The 24,115-nt window shown below is 70.5% G+C and carries 17 protein-coding genes; 9 read left to right on the forward strand and 8 right to left on the reverse strand.

Going from position 1 to position 24,115, the window contains the following annotated elements; translation table 11 throughout:
- The first annotated feature begins 87 nt into the window (after positions 1 to 87).
- Positions 88 to 684 (forward strand): hypothetical protein, encoded by a 597-nt coding sequence (locus tag ACPXBU_RS00245; RefSeq protein ID WP_425755481.1) that lies wholly within the window; start codon positions 88 to 90, stop codon positions 682 to 684.
- A gap of 12 nt (positions 685 to 696) precedes the next feature.
- On the opposite strand, the gene ACPXBU_RS00250 is transcribed toward ACPXBU_RS00245, so the two are convergent.
- From ACPXBU_RS00250 to ACPXBU_RS00260, 3 genes are read right to left on the reverse strand one after another with little or no spacing between them, the layout of a single operon-like run.
- Complete coding sequence (locus ACPXBU_RS00250) at positions 697 to 1,446, reverse strand: hypothetical protein (RefSeq protein WP_425755483.1); 750 nt, start codon at positions 1,444 to 1,446, stop codon at positions 697 to 699.
- A 41-nt stretch (positions 1,447 to 1,487) separates the two neighbouring features.
- Positions 1,488 to 1,805: a hypothetical protein gene (locus ACPXBU_RS00255; RefSeq protein WP_425755485.1), complete on the reverse strand. Its 318-nt coding sequence runs from the start codon at positions 1,803 to 1,805 to the stop codon at positions 1,488 to 1,490.
- Between the two features lie 9 nt (positions 1,806 to 1,814).
- Positions 1,815 to 2,504 (reverse strand): hypothetical protein, encoded by a 690-nt coding sequence (locus ACPXBU_RS00260; protein ID WP_425755487.1) that lies wholly within the window; start codon positions 2,502 to 2,504, stop codon positions 1,815 to 1,817.
- Between the two features lie 171 nt (positions 2,505 to 2,675).
- On the opposite strand from ACPXBU_RS00260, the gene ACPXBU_RS00265 reads away from it, so the two are divergent.
- Positions 2,676 to 3,131 carry a GNAT family N-acetyltransferase gene (locus tag ACPXBU_RS00265; RefSeq protein WP_425755489.1) on the forward strand — a complete coding sequence of 152 codons (456 nt, stop codon included), beginning with the start codon at positions 2,676 to 2,678 and terminating at the stop codon, positions 3,129 to 3,131.
- An 874-nt stretch (positions 3,132 to 4,005) separates the two neighbouring features.
- Here the strand turns inward: ACPXBU_RS00265 and ACPXBU_RS00270 are convergent.
- Positions 4,006 to 4,290, reverse strand: coding sequence for a hypothetical protein (locus ACPXBU_RS00270; protein WP_425755491.1), 285 nt, complete (start codon positions 4,288 to 4,290; stop codon positions 4,006 to 4,008).
- A gap of 389 nt (positions 4,291 to 4,679) precedes the next feature.
- On the opposite strand from ACPXBU_RS00270, the gene ACPXBU_RS00275 reads away from it, so the two are divergent.
- On the forward strand, positions 4,680 to 7,967 hold the full coding sequence (locus ACPXBU_RS00275; RefSeq protein WP_425755493.1) for an NACHT domain-containing protein: 3,288 nt from the start codon (positions 4,680 to 4,682) through the stop codon (positions 7,965 to 7,967).
- Positions 7,968 to 8,503: 536 nt separating this feature from the next.
- Here ACPXBU_RS00275 and ACPXBU_RS00280 read toward each other — a convergent pair.
- A complete protein-coding gene (locus tag ACPXBU_RS00280) occupies positions 8,504 to 8,878 on the reverse strand; it encodes a VOC family protein (RefSeq protein WP_425755495.1) in 375 nt (124 codons plus the stop codon).
- Positions 8,879 to 9,596: 718 nt separating this feature from the next.
- Between ACPXBU_RS00280 and ACPXBU_RS00285 the strand changes: the two genes are divergently transcribed.
- Positions 9,597 to 11,252, forward strand: coding sequence for a sialidase family protein (locus ACPXBU_RS00285; protein WP_425755497.1), 1,656 nt, complete (start codon positions 9,597 to 9,599; stop codon positions 11,250 to 11,252).
- Positions 11,253 to 11,557: 305 nt separating this feature from the next.
- Here the strand turns inward: ACPXBU_RS00285 and ACPXBU_RS00290 are convergent, their stop codons facing one another.
- Positions 11,558 to 12,076 carry a GNAT family N-acetyltransferase gene (locus ACPXBU_RS00290; RefSeq protein ID WP_425755499.1) on the reverse strand — a complete coding sequence of 173 codons (519 nt, stop codon included), beginning with the start codon at positions 12,074 to 12,076 and terminating at the stop codon, positions 11,558 to 11,560.
- Between the two features lie 152 nt (positions 12,077 to 12,228).
- Here ACPXBU_RS00290 and ACPXBU_RS00295 point away from each other — a divergent pair, with 152 nt between their 5' ends.
- Positions 12,229 to 12,351, forward strand: coding sequence for a hypothetical protein (locus ACPXBU_RS00295; RefSeq protein WP_425755501.1), 123 nt, complete (start codon positions 12,229 to 12,231; stop codon positions 12,349 to 12,351).
- Positions 12,352 to 12,678: 327 nt separating this feature from the next.
- Here the strand turns inward: ACPXBU_RS00295 and ACPXBU_RS00300 are convergent, their stop codons facing one another.
- Both ACPXBU_RS00300 and ACPXBU_RS00305 read right to left on the reverse strand, forming a co-directional pair.
- Positions 12,679 to 13,215, reverse strand: a complete 537-nt coding sequence (locus ACPXBU_RS00300) for a hypothetical protein (RefSeq protein ID WP_425755503.1) — start codon at positions 13,213 to 13,215, stop codon at positions 12,679 to 12,681.
- An 11-nt stretch (positions 13,216 to 13,226) separates the two neighbouring features.
- Positions 13,227 to 13,403 (reverse strand): hypothetical protein, encoded by a 177-nt coding sequence (locus tag ACPXBU_RS00305; RefSeq protein ID WP_425755505.1) that lies wholly within the window; start codon positions 13,401 to 13,403, stop codon positions 13,227 to 13,229.
- A 356-nt stretch (positions 13,404 to 13,759) separates the two neighbouring features.
- On the opposite strand from ACPXBU_RS00305, the gene ACPXBU_RS00310 reads away from it, so the two are divergent.
- From ACPXBU_RS00310 to ACPXBU_RS00325, 4 genes are read left to right on the forward strand one after another with little or no spacing between them, the layout of a single operon-like run.
- On the forward strand, positions 13,760 to 17,272 hold the full coding sequence (locus ACPXBU_RS00310; protein WP_425755507.1) for an AMP-binding protein: 3,513 nt from the start codon (positions 13,760 to 13,762) through the stop codon (positions 17,270 to 17,272).
- Positions 17,269 to 20,352: a thioesterase domain-containing protein gene (locus ACPXBU_RS00315; RefSeq protein WP_425755509.1), complete on the forward strand. Its 3,084-nt coding sequence runs from the start codon at positions 17,269 to 17,271 to the stop codon at positions 20,350 to 20,352. Before ACPXBU_RS00310 ends, ACPXBU_RS00315 begins: the two co-directional genes overlap by 4 nt.
- On the forward strand, positions 20,349 to 20,507 hold the full coding sequence (locus ACPXBU_RS00320) for a hypothetical protein (RefSeq protein ID WP_425755511.1): 159 nt from the start codon (positions 20,349 to 20,351) through the stop codon (positions 20,505 to 20,507). Before ACPXBU_RS00315 ends, ACPXBU_RS00320 begins: the two co-directional genes overlap by 4 nt.
- Positions 20,504 to 24,109 (forward strand): amino acid adenylation domain-containing protein, encoded by a 3,606-nt coding sequence (locus ACPXBU_RS00325; RefSeq protein WP_425755513.1) that lies wholly within the window; start codon positions 20,504 to 20,506, stop codon positions 24,107 to 24,109. The genes ACPXBU_RS00320 and ACPXBU_RS00325 overlap by 4 nt, the downstream gene beginning before the upstream one ends.
- Positions 24,110 to 24,115 lie beyond the last annotated feature (6 nt).

The following is a 24,115-nucleotide window of genomic DNA, read 5'->3' on the forward strand; positions in this document are numbered from 1 at the left end:
TAGTGGCTCGTCGCTCGGGCAGTCTGCCAGCTTCGCAGCCGGTATGTTCGGGACGTGTCTGCGTCGGCCGGTGTTTCTCGTCCTGTCGTGGCGCTCGTTGCGGTGCTGGCCACTGCCGCCTGTGACGGTGCCTCGGCTCCGGTGGGTGCGTCGAGCGCCGGGCCGGCCACGAGTGGCGTTGCCTCCACCGCACCTGCCGCCTCGGTCGGCCCCGTCTACCGTGCTCAGGATCTGGAGCTGTGTAAGCGTACTGATCTTCGGCCGTTGGCGGAGTTGTCCCTGACGGTGGCCCGCACCGATCCGACGCCGCCGCTGGGGCGCCCGGGTGTGGCGTGTCTGTTCGACTTGCGGACGAAGGACGGGCATGAGGCGAGCCTGCGGGTGGAGGCGTCCACGCCGGCCAGCGCGGAGGAGGCGCGGTTGCTCTATCGGTCTACGGGGCGGGTGACGGTGATGACTCCGGCCGGCGGCATCACTGGTGTGGGCGACGAGGCCGAGGCCTTCACCAGGCGTTCCGAGCCCGGCTTCAAGTACGCCGAGTACATGGTCAACGCGCGCACGGGCAACCTGGTGGTCAAGGTCTGGTTGGCTGTCGGTGGTGCCTCGTATGTCGCCACCGAAACGCTCGCGCCGAAGGCGCTGACGTTGCTCAGGGCGACGCAGGCGGCCGTACCCACGGTGTGATGTGTTCGTTGGTCATCCCCGGACGGCTTCCGGCCAGCGCCCACCGGGTAGCTTCGAGTGGTCGCCGACCTGCGTGGCGATGTCCCGGATGTTGCCCAGCGCGTCGATGAAGCGCTGGCCGATGGTGAGCAGAACGTCCAGGCCGGCGGTGACCAGCTCTCCGATCGACTTGGCGAGGGTGGAGATGGCCCACGGTAGGTCGATGACGGTTGCCCCTTCAGATGCTGCCTGCGCCAGTTTGCCGACCAGTCCTGCGACGATCTTCGCGAGTTCGACGGCGTAGTCGACGTTCGCTTTGGCGATCGTGAACAGCCACTGGCTGATGAACTCCGATTTGACGACGGACTCGTCGACCGCGGCTTTCTGCTTGAGTGCCTTGGCGTGGTAGGAGCTCGCGGCGTCGCCGGTCCACTTGGGCAGGTTCTCGTTCTTCGGGTCGGTGGTGGTGGAGGAGAGTTCGGAGACCGGTGTCTTCACGTCGTTGACCCAGCGGAAGCTGGCCTCGATCAGCGAAAGCACCGGCAGTTGATGCTCCAAGGCATGCTCGACGCGATCGAGAATGGCATCCAGCCCTGCTCGGGTGGTGTCCAGGCTGTGTTTGATCCACAAGAGTGCTGCCGGTCCGAGGAGCCACTTCCACTGCTGTACCTGCTCGACGATCTCGTTGAATTTCGCGATCGCCGTGTCGGTGCCGGAGCGGATGTGGTCGAACGCCTTGTTGTACGGTTCCCCGTACTCAAGATCACTGTTGCCTGGCTGCATCGGTTGCTCCGTGCCCTCTCCGAACGTCGCGCGGCGGGCCGTCAGGCCTTGTAGATCTTGTTGAGGTCCAGTGAGACGACCTCGTCGGCCCGGTCGTACTCGTCGGCGATGTGGCGCAGGGCCTTGCCCACCTGTTCGAATTCGGTCACGGCTCCGTTCAGGACGGCGACCATGAAGGTGTGGAAGTCGTTGTACGCCAGCGAATGGATTTGAGCGTTCGCGTCGCCGATGAAGAAGGCTGACGGGTCGAGACGCAGCTGCTCCGCAGCGACCTTGATGGCGGCGACCTGGTCCGACAGTGTCAGCCACTTACCTCCCTCATCACGTAGGGAGTCCGTGATGACATTCAGCGCAACCATCTCACTACCTCACGATCCGGTCCGCTCGGCGCTGGCCAGGGCGAACGCGCGGAAGAGGGAATGGGCTTCGAACTGCAGCTGACCTGCGTCTGCCCGTGCGATCCGCCCGACGTCGCCGGTGATGCCGGTGATGACGCCTCCACGGAGGCGCAACGTCAGACAGCCGTTGGGGCCGGACATGCTGGACTCGTCCGTCCGCCTGGGCAAGCGAGCCGCAGCGTCCAACTCCGCGTCGAGGTCGTCCAGCGTCCGCCAGGTGTCGCGCAGCCAGGCGTGCTCGTCGACGTCCCGATCGGGGCTCCTGTCCAGCGGTTTCCGTTTCGGGGCTGCAGGAATAGTCTCCCGATCCTCCGCCTGCAGATGAAGGAGCGCCGCCAATTCGAGGGCAGCCTGCACGGCGGCGACGTACGCCTCGAAGAGCGCATCGGCGAAGTCGCTGGGGCGCAGCCGGCTGCGCCAGTCACGAGCGATCGTGACAGCTGAGACCTCCCGCTGGGTGTCGACGACCACGCGGACGGAGCCGGTCTGGTCGCCCCCGGAGCACCCCTCGGGTCGCATTTCACGTCCCGTCTCGCGCAGCGCACGATCGGCCTGCTCGCGCAGGGCGGAATCGTCGCCCAGGAAGTCCAGACTCGCCAGTTTGAGGCGTTCATGCCTGCTGCCCTGCTGCATTCGCCCCCCGGCTTCCTGCTCGGTCAACGCTTTCCGTGATGCGCCCGCCACGGCGAGGTAGGACCACGGTACGTGAATGACCAAGATCCGGGGACCCCGGCGCTGAGCTGGTGCGGTGACCACATACGTTTACCGGCTTGGTGGCCCCGCGGTGAGTTGTCGCCACTGCTGCCGGGCAGGCCGTCTTACCATCGCGGCATGAAGATCGTCGTGGATGACCTGTCCGGGCCTAAGATCAAGGCGCTTTTGCAGGAGCACCTCGATGAAATGCGAGCGGTCAGCTCACCCGAGAGTAAGCATGCCCTTGACCTCGACGGGCTGCGCCAGCCCGCAGTGACCTTCTGGTCGGTCTACGACGGTGACGAACTCGTGGGCTGTGGAGCTCTCAAGAAGCTGGACAACACGAGCGCTGAACTCAAGTCGATGCGGACCGCCCGGACCGCGAAGCGGCGGGGAGTGGCCTCCGCGCTTCTCCAACACGTCTTGGCAGAGGCCCGCCGGCGCGGTTTCACCCGGCTATACCTGGAGACCGGCGCGGATGACCATTTCGCGCCGGCGCGGGCGCTCTACGCGAAGTACGGATTCACCCGATGCGAGCCGTTCGCCGACTACCCAGAGGACCCGAACAGCGTGCATATGACCAAAGTCCTGTAGTCGAGGCTGTCACAGGGCCCGATGTTCAGGCGGCTTTCCTGCGGCGGCGGCCCCAGCGTTGCTGGCGTTCGCTGCGGACGCGGTGCGCGTTCGCGGCGTTGCGCGGCCAGGCGCCGTCCTCGCCGTCGGCGACACCGCCATACGTCGACGGCTTCGCTGGCGCGGCCGGCATCATGCGGCGCTGCTGCCAGCCAGGCTCGCGCGCCTTCGGCTCGTACCCCTACCACACGGCGAAGTGTTTCGATGGCCTCTTGATCTAGTCCAACCGACCGCAGTAGGGACGCCAGTCGCATGGGCGTCAGGTAACCCGGCACTGCAGCGCGGAGCAGATCGGGACCCAGCGGTCCATCGATGCCCATCCGACGTGCGTCGATCGCTGCTGTCAACAGAGCCCAAGTGTGGCGGTCCGGAGCGTGCTCCCAACCCTGCACGAGCGCTGGCGCGGCAGCGAGGGCTTGCGCGCCGGAAGGCCTGGTCCAATCGCTCAGCCGCTGCGGCGTCGGTGCGTTCGTAGTAGTCGAGCGACTGCCGCAACGTTGCGCCGGTGTCGGCCGCCGTGTACTTCGCGACGTCCTCGACGAGGTCTCGGGAGGCCAGCATGGCGTTCTCGTGCTTGCCGCTGATCCGGTTGATGAACCCGGCCCGTACTCCAACGCAGTGTTCGAGTCGACGTAGGTCAACCCCGCGCGGGCGTCATCCCCGAGCCGGTCGAACAACGGTGGAAGGCCGCGCAGCGCGGCCGCATCGACTGCAAAACCCATGACACAAGCCCTTGTGTACGCCGACCGGCGGCCCCGCCACCGACATCGGGTCACACATCGTGCTAAAGCCGCCACCTTCTGTGGGGGCGGCGTTTGGAGTCGCGGGGCCTTGCTCAGGCGGTGTGCTCGGCGACCAGATGCCCGTCGACATAGGCCCTCACCTGCTGCGGCCGGAAGCCGGCGAAGAGCAGCTTGCGCTCCTTCTCGATGAGCACCGAGTGACGTTCCTCCTGGCCGACCACGAACTCGTACCGCTTGACGAGCTCGACCGACAGGACCCGCAACTCCTGGCGGACTGGCTGGCCGTCCACCAGGATCGACAGGCCTCCCCAGAACTTGCTGAACGAGAACGTCACCTCGTGTTGCTCTTGGACACCGACGTCAAAGGTGAACTTCACTAGCCGAATTCTGCCGTACGGGTACAGACGGTGGTAGCCGGCCGTGCGTCGCCCGGCACTGAGCGAAGACACGGAATACGCGGTGGTACGGAATATGGCCAGGGCATGCCTTTTGTCGGAACAATCACCCCGCATGCGCCTCCCAGGATGGCCGGCGCCGGCTGGTGTCTCGGGTCGCCTAGCGCCGCGCCGGAGGGATGTGGATCGATGTAGAGCGCCGTGGGTGAGCGGGCCGAAGCCCGCCGCGCGAACGAAGGCGTGTCCGGTGACACCGACAATCGTCGGCGGGCGGCCATCATCACCATCGAGCCCTACCGCATCCCTCCGTTGGGGGACCCGGGCCAGTTGCTCGTGGTTACCGCCCGTGCGTGGTGCTCGATAATGGAGGAATGGCGCGCAGGGTCGGCTACCAGGACGCGGTCAAACTGCTGGGCGGCGACACGGGAAGCGCCGTCCGGCTACTCGACAGCCTCACCGGCGCCGGTCTGATCAGCCTGCTAGGACCGGTGCCCGGGGTGCTCGGCTGGTTCGACGCCAAGACTGAGCTCAGCAAGATCACCGAACGGCTGGTGGCTGGCTTGGTCGAGCGTCGCTCCCACCTGAGCCGTTACGAGCGCACCGAGCGGTTGCAGGCGGCCCAGGCGGTGCTCGTGTTGACCGCGTATTTCGAGGCTTTGGGCGAGTCTGGCGAACCGTTCGGGCGACGCGAGTGGCGCCTCACCGCCGACGAGCAACGATCGCTGGGCGGCACCGGCTTCGACGCGGCCGGGTGGAGCGCCGCAGTGCCCGGCCCGGCTGAGTCGCACGAAGACTTCCTCACCCGCCTGCGGGACGACGACTACGTCGTGCTGACCGGCAAGGTCGAATCCTTCGTCACCGGCCTGGCTGTCTGGGACGAACTGAACCAGTCCGACCGAGCGGTCGCCCTCGGCAGGCTTCGGGCGGTCCCGGACACGGCGGTGAAACGCTACGACAGTCTGCTGATCCAGCTCGCTGCGGAATTCCCCGAGGTCGCGTTCTGGGCCGGGATTCGTGAGCAGTCCGCCGTCCAGGCACGACTGCGCGATATGACGACCGCCCTGGGCGCTCTCAGGGAAGTGATGGACGCGATTGCGTCAGGTCGGGAACCCGACGAGCGACGGAGGGCACTCGCCCGCGCGTACACGGCGGCACTTTCCCGGCCGATCGTCGAACCGGGCGAGACACCGCCCGGGATCACCGTCCCCCAGCTCGGCGAGGCGTTCCTCCCTCAGCTGTTCCGGGCGGTCGACGTCACCGACCTCACCCCGCTGAGCGACGAGGACTGGTGGCAGACCCAGCAAGTTCGGGACGAACTATTCGCGTTCCTGGGGCGGTTCCTCACCCAGCCGGACGCGGCGCGGGCGCCGATGCTGGTCCTCGGCCAGCCCGGATCCGGGAAGTCCGTGCTCGGGAAGGTGCTAGCCGCCCGCCTCCCGCCGACTGACTTCCTAGCCGTGCTGGTCCCGCTGCGCGACGTCTCGGCGGTGGCCGACCTCCAGGAGCAAATCGAGCAGGCCATCCGGATCGACACCGGCGAGCGGGTCGAGTGGCCCGCCCTGGCTCGCTCGGCAGGCGACGCGTTCCCCGTGGTGATCCTGGACGGTTTCGATGAGCTGCTGCAGGCCACCGGCGTGAGCCAGACCGACTACCTGTTGAAGGTGGCCGCTTTCCAGCGGCGGGAGGCCGACCAGGGTCGACCGGTGGCGGTCATCGTGACTAGCCGGATCAGCGTGGCCGGGCGCGCCAAGCCGGCCGAGGGCACAATCGCGCTGCGGCTCGATCCCTTCGACGACGAGCGGGTCGCTGCCTGGCTCGCAGTCTGGAATCGCGCCAACGGCGCCCGGCTCGACCTAGAGACCGTCCTGCGCTACCCCGATCTTGCCGGGCAGCCGCTGCTGCTGCTTATGCTGGCTCTTTTCGACGCGCAGGGCGGCGGCCTGCGTGATGCCGGGCACCTGGACTCCGACCGGCTTTACGAGCAGCTGCTCGACCGGTTCGCCCGGCGGCAGGTCGACAAACTGGCCACCGGCTGGACGGCTCGGGAGAGGGATCGCCGGGTCCAGGAAGAGCTGCGCAGGCTCAGCGTGGTCGCTTTCGCGATGTTCAACCGCGGCGCGCAGTGGGTGAGCGAGGCCGAGCTGGGGCGTGACTTTGAGGCACTTCCCGGTCTGACCGGCCCCACGCCGGTCCATTCGGACCCGGCCGACCTGCGCACCCCCCTTGTGCCCGCCGAGCTCGCGGTCGGGTCGTTCTTCTTCATCCATCGGGCTCGCGCAACGTCAGACCACGCGAGACTGGAGACGTTCGAGTTCCTGCACGCCACGTTCGCCGAGTACCTGACCGCCCGACTGATCGTCGAAGTAGTGCGGAACATGATCAACCGCGAACGGGCGACAACGATCCCCGCCGGCGCTGCGGTCGACGACGACCTCGCCCACGCGCTGCTCTCCTTCGCACCGCTTGCTGGCCGCCGCCAGATCGTGGTCTTCATCCGGCGCATGGTGGACGCCTGGCCGGAGGCGGACCGGCAGGACGGGACCGAGCTCATGCTCGGTCTATTCCGGGCGGCGACCCAAGAGCGCGCGCCCCGTGCCTTCGCCGCCTATCTGCCGCGCTCCCTGACGACGCCGGCGCGCATCGCCGCCTACACCTCAAACCTTCTCATCCTGGCGCTGACCACCGGCAAGGTTGCCGCATCACAGCTCTTCGGCATCAGTCCCAAGTCCGATCAGCATGGTCACGAGACCGTCAAGTCGTGGACCAGGATCGCCCGGATCTGGCACGCCGAAGAGGAGGCGAGCGGATGGATCGAACTGCTCTACCTGGTCCGGGTTGACCGGGTTAGGAATCGAGGACGGCGTGACCTAGCACTCTCGCTGAAGGAACGGACCCAAAGTCAGAACGTTCCTCCGGTCGACCTTGCCTGGCTGCTCGGCGACGGCCTCCCGGCGCCCGTCGGTGAATTGAACAACATCTACATGGTCGTGCGAGGCGGAAGCGCGATCCGGCAGGCCGGGTGGCAGGACCACTTTCTCACCGACACGGTCAACGATCTCGTGCGCGATGCAATCACACCGTTGTGGACGTCCCATCTCAACCTCTTCGGTGACGGCGTGTACCACGGAGTCGGTGGGCAGCCATCCACCGTCCTCTCGGATCTGATCCGCCTCGTCTTCGGCCGGGCCCAGCTCTCCCAACAGGAGGCCCGGGACCTGTATCGCGCCGCCCTCGTCTGGCTTCCGCGCATCAGTGCCCAGGGACGCGCGGTGTTCTTCCGCAGCTTGACCGTCGACGCCGACATCGACGCTGAGACAGTTGCCGATGCTCTGGAAGCCCGAGTCCTGACGCCTGATCAAGAGGGCTTGGAACGCCTTGACCGGATTCGCTGTGCTGCAGCTCACCTCGACTCTGATCGCGATCCGGATACCAGGCTCCGGCTTGCGAATGTCATACACAGCATGCTGCCCGCCGCGGCCGATGACTGGTCGCTGGTGGTGCTGGACGCGGTGCTCCGGTGGTCCGAGACGGACCCGTCTCTGCCGCCACCCCGGCTCTCCGCGGAGCAGGCCCGCATGCTCGTCAACCGGTTCGGCGCCCGACGGCCGGATCTGGGGCCCCGCATCGCCATGCTCGTCGATCCCAGCCTGCCGGATTAGCTCCATCGTCTTGGTGGGCTCCTGCATTCGGACTGCCGGTCGAGCGCCGCCTCTGGGCACCATGTCAATTACCGCTGGACCAGCTTGTTCGTCTGTCCTGAGCATGACTGCTCACCGGCCCTGGGCGGATACCTAAGGCTGTGGCCGCCGGTCATCGCTAAGCAGGAGACACTGGGCGGTGTCCGGCCTGGCAGGCCCGGATCCCGAGGCCGATGGACAGTTAAGTTTTGCCGGTGCCAGGCGGGCCGAGAGACACGACGCTCTCTTTTGCCATCACGAAGTCCAGGGTGCCGAGGGTGTCCGATGGTAGACGGCTCGGACTGGCCCTCGACCCAGCCTGGACCTGACCGGGCAAGAGCAGGTCACCAGGACTGGCACCTGCTTCATCCGGCTGTCGTAATAGTTAGAAGCGCGCGACAAGCGGCAGAAGAGTGTGTCGACGGGTCCACACTCTCGGCCGTGATCAGTGTGCAACGACGACGGTGCGTACGACGTCATCAGCAGGTCTCGGATGCTCGGTGGAAAGCCTGACCAGATCACACCCGGTAGTACTGCACGACGCAGAACTCGTTGTCCTCCGGGTCGGTCATGACGAGGACGGCGCCCTCCTGGTAGTCATGCCGTTCACCTGTCCACCGCCCGCCCAACATCCCGATCCGATCGACCGCCTCGTCAACGTCGGTGACGGCGATGTCGAGGTGTAGTCGCGTCTTGCCGGCCTTGGGCTCCGGGACCGGCTGGAATGTCAGCACCGGGCCGCCCCCGGCGACAGTGACGCGCCGCCAACCCGGAAGAGACTCCGTCACGCGTCCTCCAAGCACCACGGACCAGAAGTCAGCCAGTCGCTGCGGATCCCGGCAGTCGACCGTGATTCCGGCAAGTCGGCCCAGTGTCTCCACGACACCGACCATAGCGAGGATATGCAGCCCGCTCCCAACGGCAATACGCCGTGGAGCGCAGTCAGAGATACGACGCCGATGCGACGTGGACGGATGACTCCGGCGGCATGCTCGCTCCGTGCATCAACATAGGAGCGCAACACGCCCGACAGCCATCGTCGTCTATCCGGTGGGGAGGCCCCGCCGTGCGTGAGACACCATTTGTGGCCTCTCGGCTGCACGCCCTGAGTGGGTTGCTGTACGTCCTGTCGTTCGCCGCCGCGATGCTCCTCCCAGGGCTGATCAGTTCACCCGGCGAGCCGCTGGTTACGCCGTACTCGTCCGACGCCGATGTCCAACAGTTCCTCAATAGCGGCTCGCCCAGTGCACCGGTTGGCGCGTTCTTCCAGGCGCTGGCAGCGGTCGCACTGCTGGTGTTCACCGCGTACGTCGCCGTCACGATGCGCCGGCGGGGCGACATCGGCCGAGCCGCCGGGCTGGCGCATGCCTCCGGTGCGGTCGCCTCCGCGCTGCTGCTGTCGTCGGCGGCCGTTCAATGGATCATGTCTCGTCCCGGCAGCGGATCGGATCTGCGGGTCTTCCGGTTCGCCATGGACCTCGCCTTCATGACCGGCGGTCCCTTGCACATCGTGACGCTCGGCCTCTTCGTCGGCGCCGCCTCCGTCGCCATGCTGCGGACCAGGGCGCTGCCGAGCTGGCTCGGAAGGCTGGGGATCGGCATCGCGACGCTGTGCGTACTCGCGATCTTCTCGCTGCTGGCCTCCGCGGCGTCGGTCTTCATCCCGGCCGGAAGGTTCATCGGCTTCATCTGGTTCGCCGCCGCCAGCGTCCTGCTGGCACGACGCGGCCGACTCGCACCCGATCCGGTCGACCTGGCGAGCACGCGATGAGCGGACGAGCTCCTACCGCCCTGCTCGTCACGGCCCTGTTGGTGACCATGACTCTCACGCCAGGCAGCAGCGCAGCGGGCGCGTCGGTGGCGCCATCGGAGGTATCCACGGGTCCGGCGTGGGTCTCTGGGCCGAGCCCATTCGGCGCCTGCCCTTCGGCCGCTCTTGACGATCTCCTACCCGCCGGCGCGCTCGAATCGACCGTCGCCGCCAACCCCCGGAAACGTCAGCAGCTGGTGTCGGTGTGGACACAGGACCGGTTCAGAGGACTGGTCGCTGGGGTGAGCGCCGACGGCGGCCACAGTTGGCGGCGGGTGCTGATTCCGGGGACGAGCCGATGCACGGGCGGGACCTTCGACTACGTCGATGACGTGTGGCTGTCATTCGGCCCAACCGGCATGCTGCATCTGTCGGCGCATGTGTTCGACGCACCCGAGACCACACCCAGCGGACTCATCACGGCCCGATCCCTCGACGGCGGTCTCACCTGGAGTAAACCGGTCCTCGTGGTGGCGGAGCGCGATCCGGACCGCGGGACGTACGTCGGTGGGGCGATCGTGGCGGATCCGAAGGACCCCGCACGCGTCTACACGGTCGTACCGAAGATCGTGGAACCCGACCAGGAGGGCGAGCCGTTCCGCGGAGCGGTGGTCTTCGCCGCCAGCGGTGATGCCGGACGCACCTGGCGGGCGCGGCAGATCTATGAGCCGGGGGAGAACCGGCTGACCACCGGACACCAGATCGTGGTGCTCCCCAACGGGACCCTTGTCGACTCCTTCACCCTGTTCGACCTCACCGGCGAGCGGCCCACCCGGCACGTTGCGGTGATGCGGTCGCAGGACCGTGGCGCCACCTGGTCACCTCCCCACCTGGTAGCCGAGATGCGGTCGGCCGGCGTCAGCGATCCGCAGTCGCCGGGGGACCAGGTCTCCAGCGGCAGCGCCGCGCTCGTCGACGCGGCGGTCGATCCGGCCAGCGGGCGGATCTACCTGGTCTGGCAGGACGCCCGCTTCAGCGGCGGGCAGGCGGACGCAATCGCACTGTCCGTGTCGGACGACAGCGGGCGCCACTGGTCCACGCCGGTAAAGGTCAACCGCAGCCCGACGTACGTCCCGATCGGCAACCAACAGGCATTCACCGCATCGGTTGCGGTCGCCGCCGACCATACCGTCGCGGTCGACTACTCCGATTTTCGTCACGACGACCCCGCCGGGGCGCTATGGACCGATCGTTGGCTGGTGACCTGTCGCCCGACACCCAAGCTTGATTGCGCGACCGGGGTTGGGTTCGACACCGAGGTAAGACTCACCACAGAGCCATTCGACATGCGGCATGCCCCCTTCCTGAATGAAGTCGGCCCGCCGGGCTTTTTCCTCGGTGACTACGCCGGCCTGACCAGCGCCGGACCACACGACTTCGTCGCCACGTTCTCCCAACCCGACCCGGTGGCGTCCCCGCGCGTCGCCGCCGTACGGGTTCGGGACGCCAACCGATAGCCGCGTTGTGGCTGGCCGTGGGCCGGGCGGGACCGGAAACCGGTCCGGTCAGGCCCTACCGGTTGATGCCCGGCCCGGCCGCTGGCCGAGGGCACTAGTACTCCAGCGGCAGTTGATCACCACGATCCGACCCTTCGACCACATCCATCGGTGGTCACGATGGCGACGCCGACACCAACACTGCGCCCAAACAGCCCACTACCAGCGAGAACCTCAACGTCAACAGTTGCGGCTGGCGTACTGGCTCGGCAGCCCGGGATCGTTGTGTGGATGACCGACGATGAAGTGGGTGGGGTGGGTGCTGGTCAGCCGACCGACCGTCGGTATCGCATGAGGGTTCGCAGGGCACCGTGTGTCCTGTCCTGCTTGACTGCCTTGTCCGCCAGCCAGCCGTTCGCTTCGTAGAAGCGCCGAGCCCGGTGATTTGTCTCCAGTACCCAGAGGGTCGCCTGTCGATAGCCGGCCTTGCCCAGCGCGTTGACGGACGCTGTCATGAGCAGCGCGCCGACGCCCGCGCCCCAGACGGCCGGAAGAAGGTAGATTGCCGTGATCTCGCCCACCGTGAGCGGGTCGGCGTCCTGGTCTCGTGTCGGGCGCAGATCGACGAACCCGACGATGCCATCGTCGTTGTCAGCCACCAGCGTCGCAGAGCGTGGCCAGTCCGCTTCGGCCAGAATCCGTTCCCATACCTCGCTGCGCCGGCCTGTATCCCGACTGTCCGGATCGCTCTGGGGCAACAGTCCTTGATACGCCGCCCGCGATGAGGTCACCTGTACCACGGCAATCGCCAGCGCGTCGGTGACATCGGCACGACGGACCCGCATGACTGCCATCCTGTCGGACCCGCCCCCGCCGAGCCAACTGGTTACCGGACCCGCCTCGGCGACGACCAGCCTCCCGCGATGAGCGCTGGTTGATCAGCTGGCCAGCGTGTCTGCGGGCGTGGGGACGGCCGCCACGTGATCATGGTCGGCTTGTGGAGACAACTCAAGATTTCGTCGCGAACGCGGGGCATGGCGTAGCCGCCGAGGAGTGGTTGGCCGAGTTCGACACCGGGTTCGCGGCGATCGAGGGCCGGTTCGGGCGGATCTGTTCGTAGATCATGGACCGCGACAGGCTGAGCACGGGAGATTGCGCGCGTCGCCGAGAAGCGGGGCGACTGGGATCAAGCGATCGCGGTGGTCGGTGCCGTTGCGGAGTGCTATAGCTCCGACTACGAGCGCCATGACGCACACCTGTGGCACATGGATCTGCTTGCTCGCGCGGGTCGTCATGTCGAGCTGGCGGCTCTCCGCCAACGTGATGTGCATGCCCGCAGGCGGTTGAACCGGCTGCATCACGAGGAAGGCCGGTTGGCTGGCCGGTTGACGACCGGCGTGGCCGAGGCATGATGTCCACGGGCGTCGGTGATGAGGGCGTGCCATGTCTAGGGCCGGCGGGGGAAGCCGATGTCGTCGAAGAGTGAGTAGTGGTCGGCGAAGGCTTCGACGGCGCGCTGGGCGGCGGCTACGGTCTCGTCCACGGTGGTGAGTTCCTCGGTGGTGCGCATGACCGTGTGCTCGCCGGCTGGATACTTGAACACTGGCTTAAGGAGGTCGACGTCGATCCCAGCGGTCAGCGTGAAACCGTCCTCGCGGAGCGTCAGCCGCAGGTAGAGGCGGATCTCGGAAGGGTGGTCCGTGACCTCCGCCGGGAGGTGCGGCAGCCTGATCGTTAGGGCGTCGAACTCCAGATGTCCGCCGGGCGATGGGTGGCCCACCCCGTCGTGCGGGTCGAACAGGAGCCGACTGCCCCAAATCATCACCTCATCATCCGTGCCATCGAACCGGCCGCGCATGCCGTCGGCGGTTGGCACGAAGAGGTCGTAGTTGAGGTAGAGCTCGGTGAAGGTGCGCTCGATCGCCCATGACGCCTCGGTCAGCCCCCGCAGCAAAACAGCCATCGCTGAACTCACCGACTCCATGGCGGCCGACTCTACGGCAGTTCCCGAATCACCTGGCCACCTGCCAACGAGGTGCCAGTATGCGGTGCCACGAACAGGCGATACCCGGCGGCGACGAGCTTGCGGGCCATGATCATTCCGACGGCGAAGCGGGGCAGGACGAGCATCCGCCAGCCGGCGTCGCTCTTGGTCCAGGGTTGGCGGAACAAGCCTTGGCGTCCCGCCGGAACCGTTCACGCGCTGAACCCACGGCGTGGTCCGCGGCGAGCGACCCGATGTCTCTGGTCGGGAAATTCCTCTACGCAATGAATGCGCGGCCGCAAAAACAGCCCCTGGTGATCGTTCTAGGCGAAAATCCGTCGCTGCGCCAGGGGGATGATCGGACGACTTTCGTCATCCCTCGTCTGGTCGCCCGCTAGCCCTTCGGGTCGACTCTAGTCAATGATCTTCCGCGCCAGGCATTGAGTCCTATGCTCCTTCCATTGTGAAGTCCTGGGGGGGACCATGATCAATTTAGCCGGCCGCGGCATGTTCGTCCTGTGTGGAGCGATGTGCGCGTCCTGAGATGGAAAACTCGACGCTGATCCATCGCTTCGGCGATGCCACTACCGCCCGGCCCAACCATCCCGCCGTGCTCGGTGACACCGGCCCGCTCGACTACGTTGGCCTGGCCGGCCTGGCCGGCGGCCACGCCGAGCTGCTGGCCGGGGCCGGCGTTCAACCCGGCGACCGGGTCGGACTGTTGACCACACACGGCGCCGGCACCATCGCCGCGATGCTGGGCACCCTCGCCGCAGGCGCCGCCTACGTGCCGCTCGACCCGGGCTTCCCGGAGCAGCGACTGCGCCAGCTCGTCGACGGCGCCGACGTCACCGTGCTGCTCAGCGGGGGCGAGCACACCGAGCTGGCCCGCCGGCTCGCCACCGACCGGCCCGGCACACGGGTCGTCCCCGCCGTCGACGTGCGGCCGGCGCCGCTGCGGCCGGTGTCGGTGGACCCGGACGCCCTCGCGTACGTGCTGTTCACCTCCGGCTCCACCGGCCGGCCCAAGGCGGTCGGGCAGACCCACCGCAACCTGCTGCACGTGGTGGACAACCAGATCGCCACGCTCGACCTGCGTCCGGACGACCGGCTCAGCCTGCTCGCCTCGTTCAGCTTCGACGCGGCCATCCCCGACCTCTACCCGGCGTTGCTCACCGGCGCCGCCGTCGTCCCGGTCGACCTGCGCCGCCACGGGCTGGCGTACGCCGTCGAGCAACTGGCCCGGCACGGCGTCACCGTCTACCACTCCACCCCGACGGTCTTCCGGTACCTGCTGGACACTCCCGGCGTCGACCGGCTCGACCGGGTCCGGGTGGTGCTGCTCGGTGGCGAACAGGCCAGCTACGCCGACGCCGCCCGCGCCCAGGGTCACTTCGCCCCGGGGTGCGTGCTCGTCAACGGCTACGGTGCCACCGAGATGACCTTCGCGGCCCGGTCGGCGTTGCCGCTGGCCGACGTCGACCGTACGGCCACCGGGCCGCTGCCGATCGGCACCGCCCTACCCGGGTACGCGCTTCGGCTGACACCGGACGGTGAGATCGTGGTGCGCGGCCGACACCTCGCCCCCGGTTACCTCGACCAGGTCAGCGACCGGTTCGGGCTGGACCCCGACGGGGTGCCGGCGTACCGCACCGGCGATCTCGGCGAGCTGCTGCCCACCGGCGAGCTGCGCTGCCTCGGCCGCCTCGACCGGCAGGTCAAGGTGCGCGGGTTCCGGGTCGAGCTGACCGAGATCGAGTCGGTGCTCGCCGCCGAGCCGAGCGTCGCCGAGGTGCGTGCCATCGCCCGCGACGGCGAGCTGCTGGCGTACGTCCGGTCGACCGGGACACCGGTGGACCCGGCCGCGCTGCGGGCCGCCCTGGCCCGGCAACTACCCGAGTACGCACTGCCCCGCGCCGTCGTGCCGGTCGCCGAGTTTCCGCTGACCGTCAGCGGAAAGATCGACGAACGGGCGCTGCCGGCGCCGGCCCGGGCCGTGCTGGCCGAGGACCGGCCGGCCAACCCGACCGAGCGGATCGTGCACGACATCTGGTGCACCGTGCTCGGCCGGGACGCTGTCGGCCGCACCGACAGCTTCTTCGACGTCGGCGGGCAGTCCCTGCTGCTCGGCCAGGTGCAGCAGCGGCTGACCGAACGGTTCGGGGTCCGGCTGCCGCTGCTGCGCCTCTTCGACCATCCGACGGTCGCCGCCCAGGCTCGACTGGTCGACCCGCCGCCGTCCGCCGACCTGCCGGCCCCGCCCGTCGCGACCGCCTCGGCGTCCACCGCGTCGCCGTCCACCGGCGGTCCGTACTCCTCGTCGGTCGGCGTCCGCGAGTACACCGGCGAGGAGATCGCCGTGGTCGGTCTCGCCGGCCGGTTCCCCGGAGCGGCGGACGTGGCCACCTTCTGGTGGAACCTGTGCGCCGGCGTGGACGCCATCCACGACCACAGCGACGAGGAGTTGGCGGCGCTGGGCGTCGGCCCCGGGCTGCGCGCCGACCCCCGGCACGTGAAGGCCACCGGGCGGCTCGACAACATCGCCGACTTCGACGCGGAGTTCTTCTCCTTCGGCGACCACGAGGCCGCCCGTACCGACCCGCAGCACCGGCTGTTCCTGGAGACCGCGTGGGAGGCGCTGGAGGACGCCGGCCACGACCCGACCCGGTTCCCCGGCCTCGTCGGCGTGTACGGCGCCACCTCGGTCAACCGTTACTTCCTCTTCCACCTGATGGACAACCCGGCCGTGATCGGTGACGTCGATCCGGACGACTGGGAGGCCCGCCTGATCGGCCGGCAGCTCACCGACCACCTGCCCGGCCAGGTGGCGTACCGGCTGGGGTTGACCGGGCCGGCGGTGGCCGTGCAGAGCGCCTGCTCCAGCTCGCTGGTCGCGGTCTGCCTGGCCGCGCAGAGCCTGGCCGACTACCAGTGCGACATCGCCCTGGCCGGTGGTGTGAGCGTCACCTGGCCCCGGCACCGGCACACCCCCGGTGGCCTGGCCTCACCGGACGGTCGCTGCCGGGCCTTCGACGAGGCCGCCCAGGGCGCCGGCTTCGGCTCCGGCGTCGGGGTGGTGGCGCTGCGTCGGCTCGCCGACGCGCAGGCCGACGGGGACCGCGTCCTGGCGATCCTGCCCGGCTGGGCCGTCACCAACGACGGTGCCGACCGGGCCGGCTACGCCGTCCCCGGGCCGGCCGGGCAGGCCGCCGCGGTGGCCGGTGCGCTCGCCGCCGCCGAGGTCGCCCCGGGCGAGGTCCGTTTCATCGAGGCACACGGCAGCGGTACGCCGCTCGGGGACGCCATCGAGGTGGCCGCGCTGCACGAGGTGTACGAGGGCGCCGCCCCCGCCGAGACCTGCGCGCTCGGCTCGGTGAAGACCACCATCGGTCACCTCGACGCCGCGGCCGGCATCGCCGGGCTGATCAAGGCGGTGCTGGCCGTACAGCACGGGGTCATCCCGCCGAACCTGCACTTCACCCGTCCGCACCCCGAGATCGATCTGGCCGCCGGTCCGTTCTACGTACCGACGAAGGCGCGGGACTGGCCCGACGTGCCGCGCCGGGTGGCCGGGGTCAGCTCGTTCGGGCTGGGCGGCACCAACGCGCACGTCGTGGTGGAGCAACCACCCGCGGTCGAGCCGGTCGACACCGGGTCGGCCAGCGCGCACCTGCTGCCGGTGTCGGCGCGTACCCCCGCGGCTCTGCGGGCGGCCCTGACCCGGCTGCGGCGGCACCTGGCGGGCACCGCGCCCACGCTCGCCGAGGTCGCCGCGACGCTGGCGCTGGGCCGACGGGAGTTCGGCTGCCGGGCCGCGGTGGTCGCCACCACCCCGACCGACGCGGTCGCCGCGCTCGACGCGTTACTGGCCACGGACACCCGAGTGGTCGGTCCGACCGGCCCGCTGCGCGACCTGGCCGCCGGTTGGGTGACCGGCCGGTCCCTGGACTGGACGGCCCTGCACCCGGCCGACGGCGTCCGACGAACCTCGCTGCCCACCTACCCCTTTCAGCGGCAGCGGTACTGGATCGAACCTCCTCAGAAAGGTGTTCGGTGAACTGGTTCCCGTCCGCCGGCAGCCGCGATCCGGCACCGGTGCAATTGTTCTGCCTGCCCTATGCCGGCGCCGGAGCCGGCGCGTTCCGCACCTTCTCGGGCCGATTCGGTCCGGACGTCGAGGTGCTGCCGGTGCAGCTCCCCGGCCGGGAAAACCGGATCAGCGAGGACCCCCGGTTCCGGGTGGTCGACGTGGCGAGCGCCATCGCCGGGCGGGCCACCGGGCCCTACGCCATCTACGGCCACTCGATGGGCGGCCGGCTCGGCTTCGAGGTGGTCCGCGAGCTGCGCCGCGCCGGGCGTCCACTGCCGCTGCGGCTCTACGTCGGCGGCGCCCGCGCACCGCACGTCACCGCGCCCACCATCTTCGACGGGCTGTCCCAGGTGGACGACGACGAGCTGCTGCGCCGGCTGCGGACCGGCGGCGGCCTGCCCGCCGGTGTGCTGGAGCACCCCGAGCTGGTCGACCTGCTGCTGCCGCTGCTGCGCGCCGACTTCGAGCGGGTGGACAGCTACCGGTACCGGCCCGAGGAGCCGCTGCCGGTGCCGATCATCGCGTTCGCCGGCCGGCGCGACCTGGCGGTGACCCGGGAGCAGAGCGCGGCCTGGCGGGAGCACACCACCGGCGGCTTCACCCTGCACGAGCTGGACGGCGGGCACTTCTTCCTGCACGACGCGTTGCCCGAGCTGGCCGACGCGATCCGCGCCGACCTGACCGCGGCGCTCACCGCCGAACCGCCGGCCGCCGCGCCGAGGGCGGCCGCCGCCGCGCACCGGGTCCCGCTGGGCGACACCGGCTGGTCGGTGTGGCGCGACGCCATCCTGCGCAGCACCGGCTTCCCGGCCGACGGGCTGACCCTGCTGTCCGCGCCGCACGCCGCCGCGGCGGCCGACGAGCTGCTGAGCACCGGCACCGGCGCCGACGTCTTCGACAAGGAGTTCGCCGAGGCGCTGTCCACCGCCACCCGGCGGATCACCGAGCTGGCCGCCGACCCGCTGCTCCGCGAGGCGGTCACCTGGCAGAACCGGGGGATGCTGCCCACCCTGGACGGGCTGGTCCGTGGTGGCCCCGACGCTGCCCGCAACACCCGTAGGCGCGAGCGCGAACGGGCCGTCCTCAGATACTGGCAGCGCTACTGCGGCAAGAACGAGACCGTCGGCTTCTTCGGCCCGACCTGCTGGGTCACCCTCGACCCGGAGCTGCCGGTCGCCGCCGAGGTCCGGCCGGGCGCGGCGCTGACCCGTGACCGCTGGGTGTGGTTCGAGTCCTGGGCGCTGACCGTGTACGCGCAGCGGATCGCCGAGGACCTGGCCGTCCGCCGCTGGTGGGCACCCCAGCTCGCCCCGCACCTGAGCCTCGCCGGCCGGGAGGTGCGCCGGCCGGGTCGACCCCCGGTGCCCCTGTCGCCGGTCGAGGCGGCACTGCTCGGTGCCGCCGACGGCCATCGCCCCGCCCACGAGCTGGTCACCGACCCGGCCGTCGGTCTGCGTCGGCCGGAGGACGGGTACGCGCTGCTCGACCGGCTGGTGCAGCGGGACCTGGCCACCTGGGACGCCGCGCTGCCGGTGAGCCCGGCCGCCGAGGACGTGCTGCGGCAGCGGATCACGCAGGTCGGCGACGCCCCCGCGCGGGCCGTCGCCCAGGCCGGCTTCGATCGGCTGTGCGCCGCCCGGGACGCGGTCGCCGCCGCGGCCGGTGATCCGGACCGGCTGCACGCCGCGCTGAACGCGCTCGACGAGACGTTCACCGACCTGACCGGGCAGCCGGCGCAGCGCCGGGCCGGGCAGATGTACGCCGGTCGGACGCTCTGCTACGAGGACACCAGCCGTGACCTGGACGTGGTCTTCGGCGCGCCGCTGCTGGACGGGATCGCCGCCCCGCTCGCCGTGCTGCTGCGGGCCGCCCGCTGGCTGAGCGGCGCCTTGGAGGAGGCGTACGCGGTGGTGTTCCGGGAGCTGTACGACGAGCTGCGCGCCGAGGCCGGCGACGCCCCGGTGGCCCTGTCCGACCTGTGGTTCCTGGTCCAGGGCATGTTCTGGGGCAGCGGGCCGCGCCCGGTCGGCGCGGTGGCGGGCGACTTCGCGGCCCGCTGGGCGGGGCTGTTCGGGCTGGCCGACCTGCCGCCGGGCAGCACCGACGTGCGGCTGGACGTGGCGGACCTGGCCACCCGGGTCGACGAGGTCTTCCCCGTTCTCCGGCCAAGCTGGTCGAACTCCCGGCTGCACAGCCCCGACCTGCAGATCTGCGCGGCCGACGCCGACGCGCTGGCCCGCGGCGACTACACCGTGGTGCTCGGCGAGCTGCACGCCGCCTGGCCGTCGTTCGACTGTGCGGTGTTCGCGGCCGCACATCCGGACGTGGAGCGGCTGCGCGACGCGCTGGCGGCCGACCTCGGCCCGAACCGGATCCGGCTGCTCTATCCCACCGACTGGCCGCGCCGCACCAGCCGGGTCGCCGAGGCGCTGATCGGCCCCACCGACCGGCAGGTGGCCTTCGCGTCCGCGCCCAACGCCGACCCGGACCGGGTGCTGCCCACGGTGGCGCTGACCGTGCGGGACGAGGACGGCCGACTGACGGTCGTGGCCCCCGACGGGCAGCGCTGGCTCCTGACCGAGGTCTGCGCCGGGCTGCTCAGCCTGCACGCCGTGGACGGGTTCAAGCTGGTCGCGGCCGCCCCGTACACCCCGAGGATCACGCTGGACCGGCTCGTGGTGGCCCGGCAGACCTGGCGGACCACCGTCGGCGCGTGCGACTTCGGCGAGGCGAAGGGTGAGCGGGCCCGCTTCCTGGCCGTACGGGACTGGCGCCGCCGGTTGGGCCTGCCCGAGCAGGTGTACGTCAAGCTCGGCACCGAGACCAAGCCCTGCTTCGTCGACCTGAGCAGCCCCGTCTTCGCGGACATGTTCTGCGTGCTGGTCCGGGCGGCCCGGCGTGACGGCGGCGACGACACGACGGTGGTGGTCAGCGAGATGCTGCCCACCGAACAGGACGCCTGGGTGCCCGACGGGGCCGGTCGGCGCTACTTCAGTGAACTGCGACTGCACATCGTGGACACCGACGAGCCGGAACCGGTCCGATGAGCCACGTGCTGCCACTGGGCGGGACGGGCTGGTCGGTGTGGCGGGACGTGGTGCCGCGTACCGCCGACTCCTCCGCGACCGCCGGCCGGATCGCCGCCGACGCGCTGCTGCGCGAGGCGGTCACCTGTTACCGGCACCCGGCGACAACTGGGTGACCGACGCGCAGGGCCGCGGCTACGTCAGTGAGCTGCGCCTGCAGATGACCGATCCGAACAGCTATCCCGGGGGGAAACGGGTGACCGACCTATTGTCCAGCAACGCCGTACGGGGCGAGGCCCTGCCCTGGCCGGACGCGACGATCGCCGAGCTGGTGGTCGCGCAGGCCGCCCGTACGCCGGACGCGACGGCGGTGCGCCAGTGGGACGTCCGGCTCAGCTATGCCGAGCTGCTGTCCCAGGCCGCCGGGGTGGCTGCCGCGCTGCGCGCCCGCGGCGTCGGCCGGCAGAGTCGGGTGGGGGTGTGCGGCAGCCGCCGGCCGGAGCTGGTGGCGACCGTGCTGGGGGTGTTGCTGGCCGGCGGTTGCTACGTGCCGCTGGAGCCGGGCGGCCCGCGTCGGCGGCTCCGTGGGATCGCCGCCGACGCGGGCATCTCCCTGGTGGTCGGCGACGCCGCCGAGACCGAGTTCGGTGACGCCCCCGGGGTCGAGGCGGTCGGGTTGCCCGGCCCGGCCCCACTCGCGCCCTGCCCGGCGCGGCCCGGCGACCCGGCGTACGTGCTGTTCACCTCGGGCTCCACGGGTCGGCCCAAGGGTGTGCTCACCAGTCACCGCAACGTGGTGGAGTTCGTGACGGGCGTGGCCGCGCTCAGCGGCGCCGACGCCGGCGTACGCAGTCTCGGCCTGGCGTCGCTCGGGTTCGACGCGGCCACCATCGACCTGTTCGTGCCGCTGCTGCTCGGCGGGACGGTGCAGCTCCTCGGCACGGCGGATCGCGCCGACCCGGTCCGGCTGACCCGGTTCATCGTCGAGCACGAGGTCAACTGGGGTTTCATCACGCCCACCGTGCTGGCCATGTTGGACCCGGCCGAGCTGACCGGCTGGCGTACGATGCTCTGCGGCGCCGAGGTGGTACCGGCCGCGCTGGCCGCCCGCTGGGCACCCGGCCGCCGCCTTCTCAACGCGTACGGCCCCACCGAGACGACGGTGATGGCGGCCAGCGGCCCGTTGAGCGCCACCGAGGTCGACCCGGTACCGATCGGCCGGCCGATGCCCAACCACCGGGCGTACGTGGTGGACGCGGCGCTGGACCCGGTGCCTGCGGGCGAGACCGGTGAGCTGCTGATCGGCGGACCCGGGCTGGCCGACGGCTACCTGGGCCGGCCGGCGCTGACCGCCGAGCGGTTCGTTCCGGATCCGTTCTCCGGGCTGCCCGGCGAGCGGTTGTACCGCACCGGCGACCTGGTGCGGCAGGACCCGGACGGGCGGATCGTCTTCCTGGGCCGGGCCGACCGGCAGGTGAAGATCCGTGGGCAGCGCATCGAGCTGGGCGAGGTCGAGGCGGTGCTCGCCGACCTGCCCGGGGTGACCGGGGTGGCCGTCGAGGCGGTGCCCGGTCCGGCCGGCACCGAGCTGGTCGCGTTCCTCACTCCGGCGGATGCCCCCGACGACGCGCGGCTGCGCGCGTACGCCGGCAGTCGGTTGACCACGGCGATGCTGCCGGCCCGGGTGCTGCGCAGCGCGGCCCTGCCGATCAGCCCGATCAGCGGCAAGCTGGACCGCCTCGCGCTGCGCGCGCTGGCCGCGGCCCGCACCGCCTCCTCCGCCGACACCGTCGCCCCGGAGGTGCCCGGTGGTCCCCTCGCGGCGGCCGTGGCCGGCATCTGGACCCGGCTGCTCGGCGCGGCACCCGGGCCGACGACCGACTTCCTCGCCGCCGGTGGCAACTCCATCGCGGCGATGCGCCTGGTCGCCGCGCTGCGCGCCGAGCTGGGCCGGCAGCTCGACGCCCGTGAGGTGTTCACCGAGCGCACCTTCGGCCGGCTCGCCGAGCGGGTGGCCGCCGCACCCGTCGGCGACGACCGGCTGAGCACCGGCAACCCGCCCACCCTCTCCCCACCGCAACGCCGGCTCTGGTTCGTCGACCAGCTCGCGCCGTCCAGCGCGCCGTACAACATCGCGGTGGCGCACCGGCTGCTCGGCCCGCTGGACATCGCGGCCCTCGGCGCGGCACTGCGGACCGTCGCCGAGCGGCACGACGTGCTGCGCTGGCGCATCCCGCAGACCGCCGGGGTGCCCTACGCGGTCTGCGCCGAGCCGACCGACGTGGCGGTGCCGGTGGTCGACCTGACCGGCAGCGCCGAGCCGAAGGCGGAGCTGGCGCAGATGCTCGCGGCCGGTGCCGCGCATCCGTTCGACCTGGCCACCGGGCCACCCTGGCAGGTGACCGTCTACCGGCTCGGCCCGGCCGAGCACGTGCTGGCCGTCACCTGGCACCACGCCGTCTTCGACGGCTGGTCGGAGCGGATCTGCTACGACGACCTCGCCGCCGGGTACGCCCAGGCGGTGGCCGGCACGGCGCCCACACTGCCGGCGCTGCCGGCCCGGTACGCCGACTACGCGGTGTGGCGTGCCGAGCGCGACCGGCTGCGGGGCGGGCCCGACCTGGCCTGGTGGACGGGGCACCTGGACGGCGTACCGACCGTGCTGGACCTGCCCCGGGACCGGCCGCGGCCGGCGGTGCAGACGTACGCCGGGGCGGAGGCCGCGGTCCGGCTGCCCGCCGACACCGACCGCGCGGTCCGCGAGCTGGCCGAGCGTCGCGGCACCACGGTCGCCGCGGTGCTGCTGGCCGCCTTCGGTGAGCTGATCGCGCGGCTCACCGGTGGCGACGACCACGTGCTCGGGGCGATCGTCGCCGACCGGCGGTTGGCCGCCTTCGACGACGTCATCGGCTTCTTCATCGACACGGTGCCGGTGCGGGTCCGCACCGGCGGGGTGAGCTTCGCCGAGCTGGTCGACCGCTGTGCCGGGGAGTTGCACGAGGTCACCGCCCACCCGGGGGCCCCACTGGAACGCATCGTCGAGGCGCTCGGCGTCGGCCGGGACACCGCCCGCGCACCATTGGTGCAGGTGCTGTTCAACGTGCTCAACTTCGCGCCGCCCGCGCTGACGTTGACCGGGTTGGCCGCCGAGCCGGTGTCGGTGCCCAAACCGGGCTCGCCGTTCGACATCACCGTCTACGTGGTGCAGCACGGCGGTCGTACGGGCGTCGAGGTGGTCTACAACCCGGACCTGTTCGACGCCGGACGCGTCGACGACCTGCTCGCCGACCTGGCCGAGCTGGTGGGCGCGCTGGCCGCGGCGGCGCACACGCCGGCCCGCGAGGTCGCCACCGCGCTGCCCCGACCCACCGTGCGGGTGCCGCAGCTCGGCGCGATGACGGTCGCCGGCGGTGACCCGGTCGGCCCCCCACCCGCGCTGATGCCTGTCGGCCCGGACGGGCTCACCGAGACCGAGGAGCTGATCGCCGGGATCTGGCGGGAGGTGCTGGAGCACGACCGGGTCGGGGTGACCGACAACTTCTTCGACATCGGCGGGCACTCGCTGGCGCTCGCCGCCGTGCACGCCCGGCTGACCGCCGCGACCGGCCGGTCCATCCGCATGCTCGACCTGTTCCGCCACCCCACCGTCCGAGCGCTCGCCGCCAGCCTCGACGGTGCCGCCGACCGGCCGGAGCTGGCCCGGGCCGCCCTGCGGGCCGCCGCACGCCGCGGCCGTACCCGTCGTACCCCACCTCGCCGCCCCGGCGGCTCCGCGTGACGAAGG

Source organism: Micromonospora sp. DT231, from assembly GCF_049847025.1.
Lineage (GTDB): Bacteria > Actinomycetota > Actinomycetes > Mycobacteriales > Micromonosporaceae > Micromonospora.